Annotated in this window: 7 protein-coding genes; 5 read left to right on the top strand and 2 right to left on the bottom strand. The window is 75.2% G+C overall.

What is annotated here, in order from left to right:
• From VG869_17135 to VG869_17125, 3 genes are all read left to right on the top strand, one after another.
• Positions 1-399 (top strand): glycosyl transferase family 2 (locus VG869_17135; GenBank protein ID HEV3452911.1); only part of this gene is annotated, 399 nt, incomplete at its 5' end.
• Positions 396-914 (top strand): hypothetical protein, encoded by a 519-nt coding sequence (locus VG869_17130; GenBank protein HEV3452910.1) that lies wholly within the window; start codon positions 396-398, stop codon positions 912-914. The genes VG869_17135 and VG869_17130, both read left to right, overlap by 4 nt.
• A 224-nt stretch (positions 915-1,138) precedes the next feature.
• Positions 1,139-1,495, top strand: coding sequence for a hypothetical protein (locus tag VG869_17125; protein HEV3452909.1), 357 nt, complete (start codon positions 1,139-1,141; stop codon positions 1,493-1,495).
• A 20-nt stretch (positions 1,496-1,515) separates the two neighbouring features.
• Here VG869_17125 and VG869_17120 read toward each other — a convergent pair whose 3' ends face one another.
• Positions 1,516-2,052, bottom strand: a complete 537-nt coding sequence (locus VG869_17120) for a VOC family protein (GenBank protein ID HEV3452908.1) — start codon at positions 2,050-2,052, stop codon at positions 1,516-1,518.
• Between the two features lie 131 nt (positions 2,053-2,183).
• Here VG869_17120 and pdxH point away from each other — a divergent pair, with 131 nt between their 5' ends.
• Complete coding sequence (pdxH, locus tag VG869_17115; protein ID HEV3452907.1) at positions 2,184-2,783, top strand: pyridoxamine 5'-phosphate oxidase; 600 nt, start codon at positions 2,184-2,186, stop codon at positions 2,781-2,783.
• 22 nt (positions 2,784-2,805) lie between these two features.
• On the opposite strand, the gene VG869_17110 is transcribed toward pdxH, so the two are convergent.
• A complete protein-coding gene (locus tag VG869_17110) occupies positions 2,806-3,684 on the bottom strand; it encodes a YhjD/YihY/BrkB family envelope integrity protein (protein ID HEV3452906.1) in 879 nt (292 codons plus the stop codon).
• 71 nt (positions 3,685-3,755) lie between these two features.
• On the opposite strand from VG869_17110, the gene VG869_17105 reads away from it, so the two are divergent.
• A partial coding sequence (locus VG869_17105; protein HEV3452905.1) for a lysoplasmalogenase family protein occupies positions 3,756-4,279 on the top strand: 524 nt, incomplete at its 3' end.

The following is a 4,279-nucleotide window of genomic DNA, read 5'->3' as shown; positions in this document are numbered from 1 at the left end:
TGCTTCGCCGGCGGCGACCTCGTCGCCTTCCGCATGTACGACCGGCCGGACCGGCTGCTCGAGGGGTTCGCGAAGAACTTCGCCGCCGGCGCCGCGGCCACGCCGCTCCCGCGCTTGGTCGCCATCGTGGCCTGGGTCGCCGCCTGCCTCGTCACCGGCTTCGACGCGCTCGGGGGGAGCAGCGTGGGGCTGCTCCTCTACGCCGCGTTCGCGGTGCAGTGCTTCGTCATGCTGCGCCAGCTCGGCAACTTCGGGATCGCCGCCGCCGCCCTCTACCCCGTGCTGGCGGCGCTGTTCGTGGCCGTGTTCCTCGGATCGCTCCTCCTGACGGCGCGGGGTCAGGTCCGGTGGAAGGGGCGCACGATCCGTCTCCGGGGCGCCGACGGTCGGAGCCGGTGACCGCGACCCTCGGCTCGACGCGCAACGTCCTCATCGCCGTCTCGGACGCGGGGCTGTGGGCGCTGTGGAGCACGATCTGCGGGTACGCCGCCCACCGGCTCTCGGCCCAGACGCTGGCTCGGGACGGCTCGCTCCGCCTGCGCCGGTTCGAGCGGGACGGTCGCGTCTACGAGCGGGCGCTGCGGGTCAAGGCGTGGAAGGACGCGCTCCCCGAGGCGGGGTCGCTGTTCCGGGGCGGCGTCTCGAAGCGTCGGCTCGCCGGTCACGACCGCGCCGACCTCGAGCGGTTCCTGCTCGAGACCCGCCGCGCCGAGCGGGCGCACTGGGCCATCCTCCTCCTCGCGCCCGTGTTCTTCGCCTGGAACCCCTGGTGGCTGGCGCTGGCGATGCTCGGCTACGGGCTCATCGCCAACGCGCCGTGCATCGTCGTCCAGCGGTACAACCGGTCGCGCCTCGAGCGGATCCTCGGGACGGGCGTCCCCGGGTGGCGCGAGCGCCGGGCAGCGTCGCGATGAGCCTCCGGACCCGGGCCTCTCGAGGGCGCCGGCCGAGGATCGGCATCCGCCTGGGAGCTCGTGCCGACCGGCGCCGGCCCGCACTCGCGGACCTGAGGGACCGCTGGTCGAGCCCTGACGCAACGCTCACACGACCTGGTCAGGCTGCGCCGTATCGTGTCGCCGTTGACGGAGGAGACGCTCCCCTGACCGCGCCCAGCCGACGGGCCGGCCTGCCGCGGCTCGTGGCCGCCGCGGTGGCCCTCGGCGGCCTGACCCTGATCGTGCCGCTGGCGGTCCCGGCGGGCGCGGCGACGGACGGGGTGCGGCCGGCGCCCCAGCCGGCGATCTGCGCCCGGGCCCGATCCCAGTGGGCGCGCCTCGCCGACGCCAACCGCCGGGCCCGGCGCGCCTTCCAGCGGGCCGAGGCCCTCCAGGCTCGGCTCTTGCGGGCGGGGCGGTCGGCGATCGCGCACCGGCTCGACACCCGCCTCCGGTACCTCCGGCAGGTGCACACGCTCATCGTGACCCGGGTCGCCACCATCGCCGCGAAGGCGGCCGGCGTGTGCTCGGGGCGACCGCCGGTCCTCGCCGGGCTCTGAGCTGACCCGGCGCGAGCCGGTCAGCGGACGGCGACCGCCGCCGTCGCCTCGTACACCTCGGGGGCCATCGGCTCGCCGAGGGGCGGCTGGGGCGACCGGCGCAGCTGGTCGGCGTCGGCGGCGTCGGCGGCCGTGAAGGCGCGCGTCGTGCAGCACCACTCGACGGCGATGCCGTTCGGGTCGTCGATGTAGATGGACGTGCACCAGCCGTGGTCGATCTGCAGCACGTCGTAGCCGTGGGCCCGCCACCGCTCCCGCGCCGTCGTCAAGGCGTCGAGGTCGGCGGCGGCGAACGCGAGGTGGTTCGTCCAGCTGGGGAGGCCCAAGCCGCGGCTGATGGAGGTCTCGAAGTCGGTGGGCACCGCCGGGTTGTCGTGGATGTCCCACACGGCCAGGCACTCGCCGTTCCCCGTGTCGTAGAACAGGTGACGGGCCCAGCCGCCTTCGGCGGCCGGCAAGGCCTCGACCCGCACGAGCCGGAACCCCATGACCTCGCTGTAGAAGACGTGCGTGGCCTCCGGGTCTCGGGTCGTGATCGCCACGTGGTGAAACCCCATCTCGCCGCTCCTCGACGTCGGGCCCCATTCGGGATGGGGCGGGCCCTCGGGTCACTACCCTGGCACCGATGCGAGGGGCAGCGCGGCCGTTGCCCGCCTCGACGCCGCGGGAAGCCTGAGCGCCCGTCGAGGTGGCCGAGCTGCTCGAAGGCGAGGTCGAGGCCGACCCGGTGGCGCAGTTCCGCCGCTGGTTCGCGGCGGCGGAGACGGCCGGGGCGCGCGACTACGACGCGATGGTCGTGGCCACGGCCGGGGCGACCGGCACGCCGAGCGCCCGGGTCGTGCTGCTCCGAGGCTTCGACGACGCGGGGTTCCGCTTCTACACGAACTACGACAGCGCGAAGGGGTCCGACCTGGCCTCGAACCCGGAGGCCGCGCTGGTGTGGCACTGGCCGGAGATCGGTCGCCAGGTACGCGCCACCGGCCCGGTGAGCCGCCTGCCCGCGTCGGAATCGATCGCCTACTGGCGGAACCGGCCGCGGGCGAGCCAGATCAGCGCCTGGGCGTCCCACCAGAGCGAGCCCGTCGCCGACCGAGCCGCCCTCGAGGCGCTCGCGGCCGAGCTCGAGGCCCGCTTCGGCGACGACATCCCGTTGCCACCGTTCTGGGGCGGGTACCTCGTCGGCGTCGAGACCGTCGAGTTCTGGCAGCACCGCGACGACCGCCTGCACGACCGGCTCCGCTACCGCCGCCGCGGCGCCGGGTTCGTGCTCGAGCGACTCCAACCCTGAGCGACCGCCACCGCGGCCCTCGTCAGGTCGGCAGGGCCGGCACCTCGACGTCCACCTCGCGCTCGCCGTGCTGTCGCTCCCACCCCCGCGTCTCGATGATGGCGACGTACACGACGACGCGCCCGAACAGCAGCAGCCACACCAACAGCGCGAACACGACGCCGATCGTGCCGTACACCTCCGACGAGCGTGCCACCAGGTGTGGCACGGCGTAGGCGCCGACCAGCTTCATCGCCTCCAGCGCGACCCCGCCGACGAGCGCCGCCGGCACGAGCGCGGCGAGCGGCACCCGGCGGTTCGGCAGGATCCACGAGGTCCAGAGGAACAGCGCCGCGTTCGTCGCCAGCGACACGACGATGACCAGCGGCGCGAACAGGCCCGGCAGCACGCTCCACGCCGCGGTGGCGAACGCGCCGGCGGCGATCGCGAGGACGGCGCCGGCGAGCCACACCAGCCCCAACACCCGGTCGAGCAAGCCGCGCCGCTCGACCTGCCAGGCCGCGTCGTAGGCGTCAGCGACGACCACCGCCAGGCTGGTGCCGGTCCAGGCCAGCCCGAGCCCGCCGAGCACGGTTGCCGCGGCGCGGCTCCTCCGGGCCGCGTCGACGGCGTCCCGCACGGTTCGGCTCGCCGATCCGCTCAGGCCGAGCTGGTTCGGGAGGTCGCGCGCCACGTGGGCGCCGCCCGCCGACAGGAAGCCGAGGACCGCGACGGCCAGGGCCGTCACCGCGAAGAGCGCGAGGAACCCGTACAGGCTGATCGACGCCGCGAGCGCCGAGCCGCGCGCCTCGTCGTAGCGACGCTGCAGGTCGAGCAGCGTCGGCGCGCCCGGGCATCGGGCCACGAGGGCCCGCAGCCGCCTGCCCGCGGCGGTCACGCCTGCTCCCCGTGAGCGCCGCATGCAGGCCGGATCGTAAGGGCTCGTCGGGCGGGGCGACGCCGGGCGACGCCTGTCGCGACTAGAACGCGGTCGTGACCGCGACCGCCGCCGCCCTGTTCGCCGTGGCGGCGGTCTTCGCGGTCGGCGACTGGGTGGCCGTCGCCGAGGCGTCGGCGCGCCTCGAGTACCTCTGCAAGCCCGCCGCGACCGCGGCGTTGGTCGTCGCCGCCATCACCGTGGACCCCGTCCACGCCGACACGCGCGGGTGGTTCGTGGCCGCGTTGACGCTGTGCCTGGCGGGCGACGTGTGGCTCATGCTCCCGACGGGCGCGCGCGGCCACGACTGGTTCGTGCCGGGGCTGGCTTCGTTCCTGCTCGCGCAGCTGGCCTTCGCCATCGGCTTCGCGTTGCACGGCGGCTCGGCCGGAAGTTACGCGCTCGGCGCCGTGCTGGTGCTCGCCGTCGCGGTGCCGCTGGCGACCCGGTTCGTCCGGGCGCTGGTGCAGGGCGGCCAGCGAGCGCTGATCGGGCCGGTCCTCGCCTACCTGCTGGCCATCGCGGCGATGGCGACGAGCGCCGTCGCGGCCGCCAACGCCTGGGGTGTCGCCGGCGCGGC

The organism is Acidimicrobiia bacterium (assembly GCA_035948415.1).
GTDB lineage: Bacteria > Actinomycetota > Acidimicrobiia > IMCC26256 > PALSA-555 > PALSA-555.
The sequence above is the reverse complement of the archived record's forward strand: the minus strand, read 5'-3'. Positions and strand labels throughout refer to the sequence as shown.

What these genes read in the sequence shown, in the direction of transcription:
- VG869_17120 (HEV3452908.1), bottom strand. Translation starts at nt 2,052, where the DNA reads ATGGGGTTTCACCACGTGGCGATCACGACCCGAGACCCGGAGGCCACG.
- VG869_17110 (HEV3452906.1), bottom strand. Translation starts at nt 3,684, where the DNA reads ATGCGGCGCTCACGGGGAGCAGGCGTGACCGCCGCGGGCAGGCGGCTG.